At 70.7% G+C, this 16,202-nt stretch carries 10 protein-coding genes; 6 read left to right on the top strand and 4 right to left on the bottom strand.

Going from position 1 to position 16,202, the window contains the following annotated elements:
* Positions 1 to 12: 12 nt before the first annotated feature.
* A complete protein-coding gene (locus ACFV2J_RS38680; RefSeq protein ID WP_385443152.1) occupies positions 13 to 1,563 on the bottom strand; it encodes an alpha/beta hydrolase in 1,551 nt (516 codons plus the stop codon).
* 142 nt (positions 1,564 to 1,705) lie between these two features.
* On the opposite strand from ACFV2J_RS38680, the gene ACFV2J_RS38685 reads away from it, so the two are divergent.
* Positions 1,706 to 2,629, top strand: a complete 924-nt coding sequence (locus ACFV2J_RS38685; protein ID WP_385086234.1) for a MerR family transcriptional regulator — start codon at positions 1,706 to 1,708, stop codon at positions 2,627 to 2,629.
* A gap of 348 nt (positions 2,630 to 2,977) precedes the next feature.
* On the opposite strand, the gene ACFV2J_RS38690 is transcribed toward ACFV2J_RS38685, so the two are convergent.
* Complete coding sequence (locus tag ACFV2J_RS38690) at positions 2,978 to 3,499, bottom strand: hypothetical protein (protein WP_385086236.1); 522 nt, start codon at positions 3,497 to 3,499, stop codon at positions 2,978 to 2,980.
* A gap of 236 nt (positions 3,500 to 3,735) precedes the next feature.
* On the opposite strand from ACFV2J_RS38690, the gene ACFV2J_RS38695 reads away from it, so the two are divergent.
* The gene (locus tag ACFV2J_RS38695) at positions 3,736 to 5,154 is read left to right on the top strand and encodes a helix-turn-helix domain-containing protein (protein ID WP_385086238.1); all 1,419 of its coding nucleotides are present in this window, start codon (positions 3,736 to 3,738) and stop codon (positions 5,152 to 5,154) included.
* 160 nt (positions 5,155 to 5,314) lie between these two features.
* Here the strand turns inward: ACFV2J_RS38695 and ACFV2J_RS38700 are convergent, their stop codons facing one another.
* Positions 5,315 to 5,689: a hypothetical protein gene (locus ACFV2J_RS38700; RefSeq protein ID WP_385086240.1), complete on the bottom strand. Its 375-nt coding sequence runs from the start codon at positions 5,687 to 5,689 to the stop codon at positions 5,315 to 5,317.
* Positions 5,690 to 5,915: 226 nt separating this feature from the next.
* On the opposite strand from ACFV2J_RS38700, the gene ACFV2J_RS38705 reads away from it, so the two are divergent.
* From ACFV2J_RS38705 to ACFV2J_RS38720, 4 genes are all read left to right on the top strand, one after another.
* Positions 5,916 to 7,058 carry a hypothetical protein gene (locus ACFV2J_RS38705; protein ID WP_385443157.1) on the top strand — a complete coding sequence of 381 codons (1,143 nt, stop codon included), beginning with the start codon at positions 5,916 to 5,918 and terminating at the stop codon, positions 7,056 to 7,058.
* 1,006 nt (positions 7,059 to 8,064) lie between these two features.
* Positions 8,065 to 11,412 (top strand): GH92 family glycosyl hydrolase, encoded by a 3,348-nt coding sequence (locus ACFV2J_RS38710; RefSeq protein ID WP_385095887.1) that lies wholly within the window; start codon positions 8,065 to 8,067, stop codon positions 11,410 to 11,412.
* A gap of 323 nt (positions 11,413 to 11,735) precedes the next feature.
* A complete protein-coding gene (locus tag ACFV2J_RS38715) occupies positions 11,736 to 12,185 on the top strand; it encodes a hypothetical protein (protein WP_385095884.1) in 450 nt (149 codons plus the stop codon).
* Between the two features lie 95 nt (positions 12,186 to 12,280).
* Entirely contained in the window at positions 12,281 to 12,568 is a 288-nt protein-coding gene (locus ACFV2J_RS38720; RefSeq protein ID WP_385095881.1) for a hypothetical protein, read from the top strand.
* A gap of 239 nt (positions 12,569 to 12,807) precedes the next feature.
* Here ACFV2J_RS38720 and ACFV2J_RS38725 read toward each other — a convergent pair whose 3' ends face one another.
* A complete protein-coding gene (locus ACFV2J_RS38725; RefSeq protein WP_385443162.1) occupies positions 12,808 to 15,600 on the bottom strand; it encodes a hypothetical protein in 2,793 nt (930 codons plus the stop codon).
* Positions 15,601 to 16,202 lie beyond the last annotated feature (602 nt).

Genomic DNA, 16,202 nt, shown 5'->3' on the forward strand with positions numbered 1-16,202 from the left:
GGGCAGGGCGCCTTAACCCCCGAGAGATGTGTGGGAAACGGCGTCTCCCGTAAGACGGTTGGCCACCGAGCGCATCGCGTGGCGCAGGGCGTGGCGCGTCTCCTCGGAGGCGTCGCGGGTCTCGAAGCCGTGGTGGCCGTTCGGTACGTCGACCAGTTCCAGGTGTGCCCCACAGCCCTTGGCCGCGCTCACGAACGCCTCCACGGTGGCGGCGACCTCGGGTGTCTCTCGCCCCGCGCGGAGCAGGACGAGGGGCAGGGTGCCGGCTTGCGAGACCGCCCGGACCGGGTGGAACCGGCTGCCGGTCAGCCCCCAGTCGGGCGGCGGCGCCAGCAACGGGTACGAGGTGACCAGGCAGCGCAGCCAGGCAGGGGGGTGCCTCAGCCAGTCCGCGGTGAGCAGCGCGCCGCTGGAGAAGAACCACAGGGCGATCCGGTCGGCGTCCACCCGGGGATCGGACCGCACCAGTTCCACGGCGGCGGTGACGTCCGCGGCGGCGCTCTCGAAGTCGCCGACATCGTGCAGCCGGTGGTCGAGGGTCGCGCCGATCACGCCCTCGGCGGCCGCCAGACGGGCGTGTCCCACCAGACTCGGCCAGTCACGCGGGGTCGGCAGGACACCGGCGGGCACCGGACCGCCGTGCACGAGGACCACGGCCGGTCGCGGGCCCTTGGCATCGGGGACGTACAGGTCGACATGTCCCCTGCGGTCGCGGGGTACTTCGGGCACCTCCAGCGGGAACGGCCGCAGATGCACGGGCGTCGCAGAGGCGTCGGCCGGTCGCAGGCGGCGCCCCTCGCCGGCGGCAGCGCGCAGCAGGACGTCCGCCAGGGCGCCGGGGCAGGACAGCATCGGCCAGTGTCCCGTGGGCAGTTCGAAGAAGGCGACCTGGGGGTCGGTCAGGGCCGCCATCGCGGGGTCGCCGAGATCGACGCGCTGTTGCACCAGGTCGATACCGACGCCGTTACGCGTGCACAGCACCCCGGTGCTGGGAACCGCGGCCGCCGCTCCGGTCAGACGCAACGGCTGGAGCAGGGTTCCCAGCGGCTGCGGCGCGGCCAGGTCCGTGAGCCGCTCCAGTGCCGCGGCGGAGAGGCCGGCCGTACTGCCCCAGCACTGCCACTCACCATCGGACGGCGGCGCCAACTCGCCTTTGAAGGGGTCGTGTTGGGCCTGGTCGGACAGCTGTGCGCGCAGGACTCGGTCCGGTACGGCAGCCAGGGCAGGGACGCCGTTCTGTGGCATTCCGCAGTCCAGGTACACGATGCGGGCGACGTGCTGAGGCCGCCGGTCGGCGGCACCGAGCACCGGATGGATGCCGTAGTCGTGGCCGACCAGCACGATCTCACCTCCGGGCGCCGGGCCCACCGCGTCGATCACCGCGATCACGTCCGCGATGTGCGTCTCCAGATCGACGGGGACCGATGGTGCGGGGCGCCCCGCACCGACTCCGGTGAGCGGGACCGCGTGCACCTCGCCGCCCGCCTCCGCCAGTCGTGCGGCTGTCTCCTGCCACACGCCGGCGCCGGTGAACACGCCCGCCACCATGATGAACACGGTCATGACTGTCTCCCAGGGTCCGACATCTGACGTCACGCCGGTCGCGTGCGTCCAGGTCCGCGGACCTGGACGTGGCCCCGGTCCGCGTGCGCCAGTACCGTAGGAACTCCCCCAGAGGGAGGTTCAACTGTCGTCGCACGAGGTTGTGTGGACCATCGGTGAGCTCGCCGAACGCGCGGGTGCCACCGTGAAGACCGTCCGCTTCTACTCCGACCGCGGTCTGCTGCCCGAGGCTTCCCGCAGCGGCGGCGGGCACCGCCGCTACGGCCCTGAGGCGTTGGAGCGGCTGCGGTTGATCCGGTCCCTGCGGACCCTCGGTCTGCCGCTGCCCGAGGTGCGCCGGGTCCTTGAGGACGAGGGCGCGGCGGGCCGTGTGCTGGAGGAAGCCGTCGCGGGTCGTCTTCGTGAACTGGGCAGTGAGGTGCGGGCGTTGCGCTGGCGGGAGGCGGCGCTGCGGCTGGTGCGGGAGTGCCCGCCGGTTGAGCGGGCGGACGTGCTGGGACTGATCGGCGCGGTGAACGTCCCGCCGAGCACGGCGCCGCTGGCCCGGTTCTGGCGTGCCTGGCTGCCGCCGCGGATGCCGGCCCGGGCGACGTCGGCGTTCTTGGAGGTGGCCGTTCCACAGCCGCCCGCTGAGCCGGACCCGGCGCAGGTGCTCGCCTTCGCCCGGCTGCATGCGATGACGACGGCTCCCTGCCCGGGCGGCCGGCGGCCCCAGCCGGACGTGCACCGTGTGGGCGGGGCCGTCGGGGCGGCCGCGCTGTACGCGGGTCTCGCCGAGGCGTACGAGCTCGCGGGCCCCCAGCTGCGGCGGGCACGGGACCCTTACCCGGGTGAGGCGCTGGACGCCTACGTGGCGGCGTACGCGAGCGCTTACGACAGCCGCGACAGCCGGGAGTTCCGCCGCTCGCTGGCCCCCCGGCTCGCCGCCGATCCGCGTCTGGACCGGTACTGGGAACTGACGGCCGTGGTGCTTGCGCCGCCGGGCGGCGCGCCGGTACCGACGCCGGGTTCCGCGGACGACTGGCTGTGCGCGGCGCTGGATCGAGACAACGCCGCGGCCGCGTAGATCACAGGGCCAGGAAGCCCGTACGGGTCTTCCTGGCCCCGCCCACCCAGTCGACGGCATTCACGCACGACGGCCGGCTGGAGGAGGGCGCGTTCACGCACGTGGACCTCGGCCGTCGTCCATCCAGCGCACCGCCTGACGGCCCGGCGCGGGGCCCGACCGCGCTGCGGTCAGGCCCCGCGATCGAGGACGGGGACGGAACCCTGATCCCCGGAGGGCATCCATCCCGTCTTCCCACTTCCCACCCCGGCGCCCTGTCCTATCAGGGGGGCCGGAAGCCGGGAGGCCGGCACACCGGGACGCCGGAGGCCAGGACGCCGGGACGGACCGAGCGGCGCGGCCAGGCCGTCAGCGGTTGGTCGTGGTGCCGATGTCGACGATGTGGTTGTACCGCTCCACCAGCACGAAGAGCTTGGTCTTCTGCGTCGTCCCCCCGCTGCCGAAGGTCAGGGTGACGATCACCTCATGGCCGTTACCCACGGCGCCGTTGTCGGTCACCTTCCACTGTGCCGGGAGGTTCTGGGCACGCAGGACGCCGTCCGCCCCGTTCTCCTCCTCCCAGGCCGCCAGGCGCTGGGCGAATTCGGGCGTCAGGTAGTGCTTGCGAAGCACCGCGGCCAGCGTGGCGTCCGGGTCCTCGTAGTCGCCCTTCGCGTCGATGTACGCGCCGTAGAAGTCGGCGACCCGGGTCACCGCCTGGCCGGAGATGCCGCTGACCGAACGCGGCGCGACCGCGGACACCTTCGCGGGGGCCGGGACGGACGCCTGTGCCGACGCGGTGAGCCCCAACGGCAGGGCCACGGCGGCGACAAGGCCGACGATCAGAGGGGTGCGGCGGACGAGCTTGCGGGCGGTCGTGTTGCTCTTCATCAGTGTGCTTCCCCGATTTCGGTGGGTTGAAAGGTACGTCGCCGTGTGCGGTAGGGCCCGTCGACCCTCGTGGTGTGAGGGCGGCTCCGGCGACAGCAAGAGCATTGGCGGCCCCCCGGTCCGAGCACAACGGAGGCCGTCTCATCCGCAACGGTGGAACCGTCCCAGGCCGTTTGACCTCTCTTTATCAGGAGTGCCTGGGATGCCGTCCTGGGACGCGAGGCAGGGGGGAACCGGTGTCGCCCCAGGACGAGGTGGAGGAGTTCGCGGCGCTGCTGCGGCGTCTGAAGGCGCGTACGGACCGCAGTTACGCGGCACTCGCGCGCCGTCTGAACATGAACGCCTCGACGCTGCACCGGTACTGCGCGGGGGACGCCGTGCCGCTCGGCTTCGCGCCCGTGGAGCGGTTCGCCGCGATGTGCGAGGCCAGTCCGGCCGAACGGATCGAGCTGCACCGGCGGTGGGTCCTCGCCGTGGCGGCACGACAACGGCCCCGGACGGCGACCGAGGCCGCACCGGAAGTCCCCGGAGCGCGCTCGGCGGACAGCGGGAGCCCCCAGGCCGACGGGGCGACCGAGCTCGCGTCCGCGGCAGCCGCCGACTCCAGATCCACGTCGGCCGCCGACTCCGTGCCCGCGGCGGTGCACGGTCCCTCCCCCGGTCCCCGGCAATCCCCCGCGCAGAGCGTCGTCGACTCGTCGCACGAGCTCGACACCGCGTCGCACCCCGCCTCGCGAAGGCCTTGGTTCGGGCGCCGCGCAGCGGTCACGGCGGCTGTCGTGACCACACTGATCGCCACCTTGGGCAGCCTGTCCGCCCTGCCGTACGGGCACTTCTGGGCCACCGGCGGCAACCAGGCGTCCGGCACGACGACCACGAGGACCGCGGACGCACGGCGCGACTCCCCCACACCGTCCGCACCCGCGTCCGCCACGCACCGCCGGCCGCCCGGCGCGCCGTCACCGAAGGCACCCGCGGCGGGCGACCGCTACCGCTCGTCGAGCCCGTCCGCGAACGAGTCCGCCGAGGGCGCCCCCGCCGCGCCGCCCCTCGCCTGGACCGCGAACTCCCAGCTCTGGGAGCTCGGTTGCAATCACGCCTACGTCATCGACAAGGCACCCCAGCAGGTGCCGCCACCCCCGGCCCCCCAGGACGCCGCTCCCTGGGCCCGTACACAGGACGCGGTGCACGGCGGCCAAACCCTCGTGGCCGTCTCCGTGCAGGGGCGAACGGACACGGCCGTCGTCCTGGAGGCGCTGCGGGTCCGCGTCGTGGGACGGGCCACCCCGGTGAAGGGCACCGTCTACACCACGGGCCAAGGTTGCGGCAGCGACATGAACCCCCGCTCGTTCGCCGTGGATCTGGACAGGGACCGCCCGATCGCCCGCTCGGTCCAGGGCAGTGAGGACGGCAGGAGCACGCCGGCGATGCGCATGCCCTACCGGGTGTCCTCGAAGGATCCCGAGGTGCTGCTGGTCGACGCCCGAACCGCCGGCTGCGACTGCCGTTGGTACCTGGAGCTGGACTGGTCCTCGCAGGGCCGCACCGGCACGGAGCGCATCGACGACCACGGCATCGCGTTCCGCACCAGCGCCATCAAGGGCCTGCCGCGCTACTGGTACGCGCACGACGGCTGGACCCCCCTGACAAGCTGAGCGATATGGTCGGCGCGGACTCCACCTCCTGCCGTGCGCATCGCATCAGCACCGGGCCGGAGCCCGCTCCCGCCGCCGAGAGTTGCCGGCAGACGCGCCGGACCCTCTCGGCATCGTCCTGATCAAGAACTTCATCCGCACACGGCGACAGCTCGCCGGCTCAGCGATCGACCACCCATCGCGCGCCGGGAGGCCAGGTGCCCTTGCCGACGATGTGCTCCACGATCCTGAACGCTTCCTCAAGCGGAACGGTGTCCTCGTCCAGGTACACGTCGTACTGCCCGTCGGAGAGGAGGAAGCCGTCGCTCGATCCCTCGGACCCGGGGTCGACGGCGTGCTCGCCGGGGTCTCCTTCACCGTCCATCAACACCACCATCGCCCGCTTGGTGTTGGTCACCACGGCCAGCCTGCGGTCTGACGAACTTGTCAGCCACGTGTCGAGCTCGCCTTCGCCGATCCTCGCCCGGAGTGTCTCCAGCACCGCCTCGGCCGACAGCACCGCGGTGCTGTCGTCGATCACCCAGGACTCGGTCATGGGCTCGACGATCTCATGACCGGATCGGGGAGGCGGACCCTCGACGAGGCCGGCCCTGGAGGAACACGAGGCCCTGATCCGAGGTGTCCTCACCCGCCTCGTCGATGCCTGGACAAGCCGTGTCACGGATGACCCCCCGATGACCGTCCGCAAGGCCCCGCCAGAAACCGATGGGCCTGCGGCCGCCGAGCTGCGAAGATGCCTCTGTTTCCCAGATGGAGGACATTTGTTCGTTTTCGCGTGTGCGGGATGTGGCTCCGAGCTGACCGTCCCGCTGTCCCAGGTCGCCCTGCCGGTCCACGCGCATCAGGTATACGGGAACGGGGCTCAACTCCCGGTGCTCATGGAGTCGGGCACGTTCGCCGTGGAGCCGGAGCCCTCGGGGCCGCCATGGCGGAGGTGGGCGGAGATCCATCCGGACGAGGCCGTCGCCCGCGGCATCTACGCGCCGGTCCACGCCCTGTCCGACGGCGCACCCGGCGCGATCGTCATCGCACCCGGCGACGCCCGCGGCACCGTGCTGATCCCGGAGAATCGCGGAGACGGAAACTGCTGTGGTCTCGACGGAGCCGCCGGCCCCAACGTGGCGTGCATGGAGTGCGCCCTCCCCGTGGCGAGCCGCGTCGACGACTGCTCGCTCTGGCAGGCGATGTGGCTCGACCCGAACGCCGTGCGCCGCGTTCCCGTCGGCGGCGTCACCGCACCGCTCACCTGGGCCGAGCTGACGGCGGAAGGCAAGGGCACGCCTCCCTTCGAGCCGATCGCCGACTGGGGGTCGCGAGTGAAGGCAGGCCACTGGTCGCATCACCAGTGGTCGTGGAGCCCGCGGTGGGAGGCGGCCGCCGGCCGGGCACTCGCCCACCTCCTCGCGGCTTCGGAGGGCCGACCGGTGACCGTGCCGGGCGGGTTGGCCGGGGAGGTGTTCCAACCCGCGCTCGACTCCATGCTGCCCGCCGGTCCGCGGGCGCGGCACGCGGTCCTGGCCGGACCGGGACGGCCGGCTCCCGGCGCGGACGCCGACATCCTCCTCGTGCCGACCCATCCGCAGACGGGGGACGTATGGTCCCCTGCTGCCGACGCGACGGCATACTTGGTGCCACTTCCGTTCGGAGTGTGGCTGTGGCTGGCCCGCCCTGGGCCGGACTCGACCGCCCGCGAGCCGGACCTGCCCGTCCCCGCGTCGGGCGGCCTGCCCGACGGTGTCCTCCGCGACGATTTCGACCCGCCCGCACCGCACCCCCATCACCTGTTCCGGGCCGACCCGGAAGCGTTCCGGCACACCCTTGTTCGACTGCCGACCGTCTCCAGCCCATGGCTGCGCGAGATCCTCGACCGTCTCACGCAGCACCAACGCGCCGGATTCATCTGACCCTTGCCCGGCCACGCGGCCGGCCCACCTGGCCCCGCCTGGCCCCGCCTGGCCCCGCCTGGCCCCGGCCGACCTCGGCCACGGGGCCGACCGGGCCGGTCCCGGCCGACCTCGATCACACGGACGGTCGGGCCGGCCCCAGCCGCGTACTCACCACACGCCCACTACGAGCAGCAAGGGCGCCGGTGCGCCGCTCGCTCACCCCGGAGAATGCGGCAGTGCCGGCCGCCGAGCCGGGCACCCGGCCGACAGGTTCGGTACCTCGGGATCCATCCTTGGGATCCGCGAAGACATCGGCGTCGCCCACCGAGCCCAACCCCAACTCCTCCTCAGGGCTGGGCAGGAGCGACGTGACGCGGAGCAACTCCACACCCCTCGACTACTACCCACCCAAGTGATTCGAGGCGCATCGCTCCCGATCCCCGCGACCACGAACTGCGCCTGCAACCACCCAGCCTCGCCGCTACGAGACTCGGAACAGCCCACGGGACACAGTTGGTCGCCCCCGGTGCCGCCCACGGGCTTCACGTGAGGCCTGGTCCATCGGTCACTTTGCAGAACCTTTGACGCGCCCTCCAGTGACTGCGCGTTAGTCCTCCTGCCCGGTGAGGCCGGGCAGTGGAACGGTCCGAGGGTCCGGTCTGCCGGAGGCGGGCAGGTAGGGCCCGCATTCGAGGCCGCCCGCCGTTCTTGACAGCTCCATCGGCCCGGCGCGACGGACGTCCCCAAGGTCGCTCACCGTGAACTGCCGTACCAGAAACTTCTGTTGATCTCGTTGACACGCCGCAGGCACGCGCGTTCACTCGTCTCTCATGCATGGCAACGTTGTCAGGCCGTCGGAGCGACCGGCACCGTTGCCGCTCGTCGGCGTGCGCTCTTCGGCACGCCGACTCCTCATGTGCGAAGTGGGACCCCGCTGTGGAGGCAACCGATGGCAAGACCCCGACGTTCAGCCGCTCCACGTAACCGCAAGAGATTCCGTCAACGCCTGGCCGTGGTGTCCGTCATGGGCATCGCCGTGCTTCCGCTCCCCGTGATCGGGAACGCCCACGCGGCGAGCGCCGCGGCCCCGGGTTTCGTCAAGGACCCCGCGTCCCTGGTCAACCCCCTCATCGGCACCTCCGGTGCGGTGGACACCTTCCCCGGCCCCGACATGCCCGCCGGCATGGTGCAGTGGGGTCCGGACACGACGCCCGACCGGCCCTCGGGCGGCGGCTACGAGTACGGCGACAGCAAGATCTCCGGCTTCAGCCTCACCCATGTGTCCGGGCCCGGCTGCGGAGTCGCCGGTGACCTGCCCGTCCTGCCGGTCACCGGAGCGCTGTCCGGCAGCCTCGGCGGCACCTCCGTGGGCTTCCGCCACGATGACGAGAAGACCGGCATCGGCTCCTACAAGGTGACCGACGCGAACGGGGTCACCACCCAGCTGACCGACACCACCCGCGCCGGTCTGGGCGCCTTCACCTTCCCCGCGGGCCGGCAGGCCAACCTGCTCTTCAAGCTCAGTGGTGGCGCCACCCAGGTGGACGGGACCCGTGTCCAGGTGGTGAACAAGAAGGAGATCAGCGGCTCGATCGACAGTGGTCACTTCTGTGGTGCGAGCAACCGGTACACGCTGCACTTCGACATCAAGTTCGACCAGCCGTTCACCGCGAGCGGCACCTGGGTCGGGGGCACGATCAACCCGAGCGCGACCTCGCTGAAGGCGGGCAAGGTCCGGCAGAATCTGCCGACGCACCCGTCGAAAGCGCTGAAGGAGAAGCACTTCACCGTTCCGGCCGCCCCGTCCCCGACGGTGCACAAGGCCGGCGGCACACGATCCGTCTCCCCCTCCCCCGCGGCGACCGCGGGCAGCGCACCCGCCAAGTCGGCCACGGGCAAGGCCAAGTCGAGCGCCGAGCCGCCGACGACGGGTGCGAACGGGATGTACCTGACCTTCGACACCTCCACCAATCCCACCGTGCGCGCGAAGGTCGGCATCTCGTACACGAGTGACGCCGGTGCGGCGGGCAACCTCTCGCGCGAGATCAAGAACTGGGACCTCGGCGCCGTACAGCAGGCCAACCACGACGCCTGGAACGCGGTGCTGAACAAGGTCCAGATCGGCGGCGGGTCCGCGGACCGGCAAGTGCAGTTCTACACGGCGCTCTACCACGCGCTGCTGCACCCGAACGTCTTCTCGGACGCCGACGGCCAGTACATGGGCATGGACAACCAGATCCACAAGCTGGCCAAGGGACAACAGGCCCAGTACGCCAACTACTCGGGCTGGGACACCTACCGCTCCCAGACCCAGCTGATGGCGATGGTCGAGCCCAAGGTCACCAGCGATGTCGTCACCTCGATGCTCAACGGGTACGACCAGACGGGCCTGCTTCCCAAGTGGGCGTCGAACAACGGCGAGAGCTACGTCATGGTCGGCGACCCGGCAGCCGGCATCATCGCCGACTCGTACGCCTTCGGGGCCCGGAGCTTCGACACGGACAAGGCGCTCGCGGCCCTTCAGCACGAGGGCACGTCCCCGAACAACGACCGTCCCGGCGAATCGGTGCGGGACGCGAAGGGCTACCTCCCGCTGGACGAGAACGGCTACAGCTGCTGCAACTTCTACGGGCCGGTCTCCACGCAGTTGGAGTACGACTCCGCGGACTACGCCGTGGCCGCCTTCGCGAAGGCACTGGGCAAGACGTCCGTCTACACGAAGTTCGCCACCCGCGCGCAGGACTGGATGAACGTCTTCAATCCGCAGACCGGGTACATGCAGGGCAAGAACAAGGACGGCCAGTTCGCGGGCGGGTTCACCCCGGGCACCTCCAACGGCTTCGTCGAGGGTACGTCGGCGCAGTACACGCCGATGGTCCCGTTCAACCTGCGGCAGCTCATCCAGGCGCGGGGCGGAACGCAGGCGTACTCGTCCTACCTGGACAGCCTGTTGGACAACGTTGCCCATCCCGGCGGCACCGACGCCGACCTGAGCAATGAGCCGAGCGTCGAGATCCCGTGGGAGTACGCCTACACGGGCGAGCCGTGGAAGACCCAGGCGGCGGTTCGCGACGCCCAGCAGAAGCTGTACTTCAACGCGCCGGTCGGTTCGTTCGGCAACGACGACCTCGGCGCGATGAGTTCCTGGTACGTCTGGTCCGCCCTCGGCATGTATCCCGAGACCCCGGGCGCGGACACCTTGGTGCTCGGCAGTCCGGCCTTCCCGGTGGCCAAGGTGACCCTCGAAAGCGGCAAGGCGGTGCAGATCAAGGCGCCCCAGGCCGCGCCCGACGCGCCGTACGTGCAGTCGCTCGACGTCAAGGGCAAGCCGTGGAAGACCTCCTGGCTGACCTACCAGCAGTTCACGGGTGCCGGCACGCTCGACTTCACCCTCGGCACCCAGCCCGACAAGTCGTGGGCGTCCGACCCGTCCGCGGCGCCGCCGTCGGACACCACGGGCGGCGACCGGGTGCTGGCCGCGACCGGCCCCACCAGCGACGGCCTCGTCCTCCAGCCGGGTGCGTCCGGTGACGGGACGCTGAAGCTGACCAACCTCGGCAGCAAGGCCGTCACGGTCGACTGGAAGGCCACGGCACCCTCGGGCGTCACGCTGGACACGGCATCCGGCTCACTGACGGTGGCCGCGTCCGGCAGCGCCGAGACCAAGGTCCATGTGACGGCGGGCTCGAACGAGGGTACGTTCCCGGTCACCTTCGCGCTGACCGACCACAGCACCGGTACCGCGGTGGGCAGTGCCGCCCTCCGCGTGGCCGTTGCGAAGGCGGGTGCGCTGTGGCCCTACGACACCAATGAGGGCGTCTTCCCCGACGGGGCCACCTTCTCGGCCGGGTTCGACGGCGGCGGCTGGGCGTTCTCGCAGAACGCGCTGTCGGCGGCCGGGGTCACCAACGGCTCGGCCGTCACGGCCGACGGCATCTCCTACACCTGGCCGACGGTGACGTCCGGTCAGCCGGACAACCTGGAGATGGCCGGCCAGACCATCACCATGCCGGCCGGCACTTCAGGTGCGTCCCTCGGCCTGCTGGGCTCGGCGACCAACGCCCCGGTCGACGGCAGCGGGGTCTCGGGCACACTGACCGTCGACTACACCGACGGCACCACGTCCCAGGCGACGGTCGGCTTCTCGGACTGGACGCTCAACGGAGGCGGCAGCAAGCCGATTCCGGGTGACACGACGGCCGTCTCGACGGCCTACCGGAACACGGCGAGCGGAGGTCGGGACAGCGTGAAGACGTACGTCTTCTCGACGAAGGTCCCCCTCGACGTGTCCAAGCAGGTGGCGTCGATCACCCTTCCGGTGACGGGCTCCACCGGCACTGTCCACCTGTTCGCCTACGGCTTCGGGCAGTGAGGCACATCAGTCCCTGACGGCGGAGGGCTGGTTCCGGTCACGATCCCCGGGACCAGCCCTTCGGACGCGAGCGGCCCGTGCCGGCGCCGCCCGCCGTCGCGCACCTCACCGGGCCCGCGACAACCCGCGAGCCGGCGGACGGGGCCGGCTGTCAGACCTGGAGCCGGCCCGATCCGCCGCACCCGTACGAGGCCCGGTCTCTCGCCCCGTGGCAGCTCCGGGCCTGAGCCTCAACTCCCGTTCCCGTCGTCACCCGCAGACCGCAGGCTGCCCCGGCCGGCCAGGCGCCTAAGATCAAGCCACTGGTACGAAGGGGGTGCGCGATGAACGGCCGCGCATGGAAGTGGGCACTGATGTCAATCCCGGCGGCGCTGTCGGTCTGCGCATGCACGGGATGGGGCGGCTATCCGCCTGCGAAGAACGTCCACGACTCTCAGCTCATAGGCACCTGGCACGCCCGGAAGTGCGACACCACGCTGACCTTGAATCCGGACAGATCGGCGTCCGCGACCGGCGTCCCTACCGAGATGGAACTCGACGGCAAGGTCACGCAGAGGGTCAGCGGGAACGGCACCTGGAAGATCGACGACTTCGGTGGTGAACAGCAGCTCGATGTGGTCATGGGGGACGAACACACCCCGTTCGACCTCTACCGGGACAAGGGACGTCTGCTGGTGGCTCTGACCGTAGGGGATCCCGACAACGCGAACTCGTGCGTCCTGACCCGACAGTCGAAAACCGCGGCCTACGCTCCAGCCCCTGTACGGCAATGAGGTACCGCGACCAGCGCAACCGGCCGACCGTCACCGGCCCCGGCCCCCGACCGACCAGGCAATGCTCCACGCCTGGCGGGTGAGATCATCTGTGGATGTCGGACGCACAGTTGCCCCCGGGATGGTCCCTTCAGCAGATCCGTGACGTGTCCGGGGACCGCGAGGCTGTCGCTCTGAGCAAGGACCGGGCGGTGAAGTGGGTGGCCCGCCCCGGAGCCCACGACCAGGTGCTGCATCCGGAGATCGTTCTCGGATTCCACGCTCTGTGCCTTGTGAAGCCTGTCCATGACGACGACTGGTACATGGGCAGTCTGTACGACGACGGCAGCATCGACTGTTGGGCGGCCTACGGTGATCTGTACGAGGCGCTGCGAGGTCTGTAGCGGCATGCAACGTCTGTAGGGGCATGCGACCAGGCCGCTCCGCGGAAACCGACGTGCAGGCAATCCCATGCCGCCTTACCTGGGCGCCGCGCGGGCCCGTTCGAGGGATACCCGGCCGGCACCCGGCCGCTCGGCGAATGCGCAGGTCGACACCAGCCGCCCCACGCTTGAGGCCGGCGGCCTCGCCGCGCGCGGCAGGTCGCACGCGGCAGGTCGCACGCGGCGGGGATGCACCGGGGTCAGTCGTCGATCAGGTCGAATTCCTCCCAGGGCCCGATCGTCGTACGGTTGGCGATCAGCGGATCGGCGCCGGCGTTCTCGGCGGTGACGTAGTCGCCGTTGATCATGGACTTGAGGCTGACGCTGCCGTCGCCGTTGTGGACGAGCTGGAACTGCTCCCAGGTGCCGACCGCGGTCACCTTGGCCAGCAGCGGGTCGGCGCCGGCGTTGTCAGCGGTGACGTACTTGTCGTTGGCGTGGGCGCGGAGCGCGACGGAGCCGTTGCCCTGGTCGATCAGGTCGAACTGCTCCCAGGGTCCGATGGCGGTGCGGTTGGCGATCAGTGGGGCGGCACCGGCGTTGTCGGCGGTGACGTAGTCGCCGTTGGCGTGCGCTTTGAAGGAGACCACAGAACCGTTGCCGGGCGTGCCGCCGCTGCCGTCGATGCCGATCTGTACGGTGCCCAGGTGTCTGGCGGTGGTCGCCGGGGATCCGGAGACCTGTGCGTAGGGCAGCGCCGTGGTGGGGGCCGCGACCTGCTCGACCAGGTAGGACTGGCCGGAGACGACCGGCACGTCGAAGGTGGTGGCGGTGGTGGAGGAGACCACCACCGCGTTGCCGGAACCGTTGACGACCTGAACCGCCTTGCCGGGCCAGGGGTTACGGACCTTCATCGTCCGTGACGAACCGGCCTGGATGGCCACGGTGACCGGGCTGCCCCCCTGCACCTGCACGTTCACCCTGGTGTTGCCCTGCACCGCGACGGTGCCGCTGACGTCCCAGCCGGCCGGCCACGCCGGGGCGATCCGGAGGGTGCCGTCGTAGTCCTGCACGAGTGCCTCGTCGAGTGCGGTGGCCACTCCGGAGAGCTGCTCGATGTAGCCCTCGGTGCCGACGGAACTGCCCAGGTCGGACAGGCCGTTGATGTACACCTGGTGGGCCTGTGTGATGGCGACCAGCCGGGAGGCGACCTCACTGGCCATGCCGAGGCGGGCGGCGTCGATCGCGTCCATGTTCCAGTCGTTGCCCGCGCCGTAGAACACCCGGTGGTTGTAGGTGCGCACCGCGAGATCGTGCAGCGCGCCGGGGTCGTCGGTGATCAGGTTGTACGGCCACACCGGCTCCAGGTCGATGTTCTCGCCGTTCCTGGTCGTCGCGGTCGGCTGGTAGGACCAGGCGATGACGTCGTTGTTGGAGGAATCCGCCGACGGTGGCAGGACCTGGGTGTGCCCGTAGTCGGTGCGCGCCCACGGGGGGATCTGACCGAGGGCGGTGGTGAGTTGTGTCTGCAGGGAGGTGTCGGTGTTCAGCAGTTTCGCGGCGCTGACCACCGCGGGGAACAGCGCGGCGTCGGCGGCCAGGTCGGTCGTCGGGTCCTGCACCGCCCACTGTGTCTCGTGGGCGTTCGCCACCGCGTGCAGCTTTCCGTCGGATCCCACCTTCTGGTAGGCCAGCAGGAAGGTCGCCGAGTCCCGCATCAGCGGGTAGTAGGTGCGCAGGAAGTTCACATCGCCGGTGTCCTGGTACTGCTGCCACACGTAGAGGCTGATCTCCGCGCCGGAGGTGACGTCGAGGGCGTTCCAGTTGGGGCTCCCGGGCCGGCTGCAGGCCGCGTTGGCGCCGGGCGACGGGTCGCCGCCGTTGCCGTTGAACCGCATGACCTCCGGGACGCAGGCCCCCGGCAGGCCGCCCATCTGCTGCTTCGTCCAGGCCTCGATGGCCGGCAGATTGTTCTGGTAGAGATTGAAGATCGGGATGTTGAGGGCGAAGTTGCCACTGCTCATGTTCGCCGAGATCTGCGTGCGCAGATTCCACAGCCAGGTCGCCGAGGGCGTCCAGTTCTGGTGGTCCTGGCCGAAGTTGAACATGTCGGCGACCCCGGCCTGGCTGCCGGGGATGGCGCCCCGCATGGACGCGGCCTCCATGAACAGGTAGATCGTGCGCAGCGTCTCCATGTACTGCGCCTGGCCGTCGGAGGAGTTCGCCTCCAGGATTCCGCTGTTGGCCCAGTAGTTCGCCCACCAGGACTGCTGGGTGGACAGCAGGGAGGATTCGGCCGCGGCGGCGTCCGAGCCCAGCAGCGCGGAGGCGGTGCTGCCGGCGCTGCCACCGGTCCAGGTGGGTGCGCCCGCGATCACTCGGAAGGACCCGTCCGCGTTGGGTGTGAAGTTCACCTTCACCTGTGTGCTGTTGACGACCTGCGCCGAGACGCCCCGGCCGCCCGCACTCAGCGCGGCCAGCGATCCGAAGGTCCGCCCGGAACTGCCGGCTTCCTGATTGTCCACCCACGTCTCGGCCAGCGTGCCGATCGCTCCCGAGGCCGCCGCCTGCGGGCTGCGCCCGGACCACAGGCTGACCGAGGCGGACTGGGCGGCGTTGGGATCGGCGCCGGTGACGTCGACCACCAGTTCGTCCTTCGTGGCAGACACCCACGCCTTGAGCGTCATACCGCCGCCGGACTCGTTCAGCACCCCGGTGTACAGGTCCAGGTAGCCCTTGAAATCCGCGGCGCCGGTCATCTTCGACAGGCCGGGAATGGTCACCTGTCCGGGCGACTTGCGGCCCGGCAGCGTGTCGGAGCGGTTGAGCTGCGCGGTGAATCCGTTCGCCGCCCACACCGCGGTGCCGAGCGAACCGTTGCCCAGGGGCAGCGACTGCGCACCGGCCGAGTTCGGCTTGCCGAGCACGATGTCGGAGCGGCGGACCACATTCGGTGTGTCCACATGGAAACTGCCGTTCTGCCAGGCCGTGGTCGCGGTGGCAGCCGCGGCCGAGGCCGGCAGCGCGGCTGTGGGGACGAGGAGCCCGGCCATGAGAAACGCGGCAGCTGCTCCAGCTAATGATCGGATCATTCTCAAGCGCCGATAGGTGTGGTGCCGTTGCAGCATGATCGCTCCTAATGCGCGCGACACGCGACGCATGCGGGTAAGTGAGCGGGAGAATGCACGAGTTGGCGAAGCACACAGTGAACGCTCGGGCGAGAGCATGTCAAGAGAACGGACTCGAAGACATCCGATGTGTGTCCGAGCCAGATGAAACCGGATGAGGTGGCCCGCAGGCCGCAGCGCCGCCGATCACCGGCCCCACCCATCGTGAACCCGGGGAACGCGACCGTGTCCGCAGGGAACAGTGGCACGGAGCCAAGGACGTCAGCTTCGCCTGCGCCCGCAAGGCCTCCGACGTCGTCGGCCACGCCGGTGAAGGACCTCGCTGAACCGCGGGCACCGCGGTGGGTGACGGTGCGGGCCGCCAGGTGGACGACAGCGCCCAGGGCTGTTCACCCACGCGGCCACGTCAGGGAAACAGTGGTGACGGGCCCGGGGGGGGGGGGGGGGGGGGCGCCCCCGCGGGGGGGGGGGCTCGGGCCGAGCGGGGGGGGGCGGGCGTGGCCGCGAGACCCACCGCGGCCCCCAGC

Source organism: Streptomyces sp. NPDC059668 (assembly GCF_042734135.1).
Lineage (GTDB): Bacteria > Actinomycetota > Actinomycetes > Streptomycetales > Streptomycetaceae > Streptomyces.

Bases quoted from the DNA above. Each gene is read 5' to 3' on its own strand.
- ACFV2J_RS38700 (WP_385086240.1), bottom strand. From the start codon at position 5,689: ATGACCGAGTCCTGGGTGATCGACGACAGCACCGCGGTGCTGTCGGCC.
- ACFV2J_RS38725 (WP_385443162.1), bottom strand. From the start codon at position 15,600: ATGGCCGGGCTCCTCGTCCCCACAGCCGCGCTGCCGGCCTCGGCCGCG.
- ACFV2J_RS38680 (WP_385443152.1), bottom strand. From the start codon at position 1,563: ATGACCGTGTTCATCATGGTGGCGGGCGTGTTCACCGGCGCCGGCGTG.
- ACFV2J_RS38715 (WP_385095884.1), top strand. From the start codon at position 11,736: ATGAACGGCCGCGCATGGAAGTGGGCACTGATGTCAATCCCGGCGGCG.
- ACFV2J_RS38720 (WP_385095881.1), top strand. From the start codon at position 12,281: ATGTCGGACGCACAGTTGCCCCCGGGATGGTCCCTTCAGCAGATCCGT.
- ACFV2J_RS38710 (WP_385095887.1), top strand. From the start codon at position 8,065: ATGGGCATCGCCGTGCTTCCGCTCCCCGTGATCGGGAACGCCCACGCG.
- ACFV2J_RS38690 (WP_385086236.1), bottom strand. From the start codon at position 3,499: ATGAAGAGCAACACGACCGCCCGCAAGCTCGTCCGCCGCACCCCTCTG.